Annotated in this window: 1 rRNA gene; it reads left to right on the top strand. The window is 44.6% G+C overall.

The annotated features are described in order from the left end of the window. Positions 1-82 precede the first annotated feature (82 nt). Positions 83-213: ribosomal RNA gene (locus ACQXR1_RS22250) — 23S ribosomal RNA — on the top strand; the annotation flags it as partial.

Consider the following 213-nt stretch of genomic DNA (forward strand, 5'->3'; position numbering starts at 1 on the left):
AACGTGTTCTTTGAAAACTAGATAACAGTAGACATCACATTCAATTAGTAATACAAGATATCACATAGTGATTCTTTTTAACGGTTAAGTTAGAAAGGGCGCACGGTGGATGCCTTGGCACTAGGAGCCGATGAAGGACGGGACGAACACCGATATGCTTCGGGGAGCTGTAAGCAAGCTTTGATCCGGAGATTTCCGAATGGGGAAACCCAC

Origin of the sequence: Bacillus sp. ATD, assembly GCF_050585765.1 — a bacterium.
In the GTDB taxonomy this organism is placed as follows: Bacteria; Bacillota; Bacilli; order Bacillales; family Bacillaceae; genus Bacillus; species Bacillus stercoris.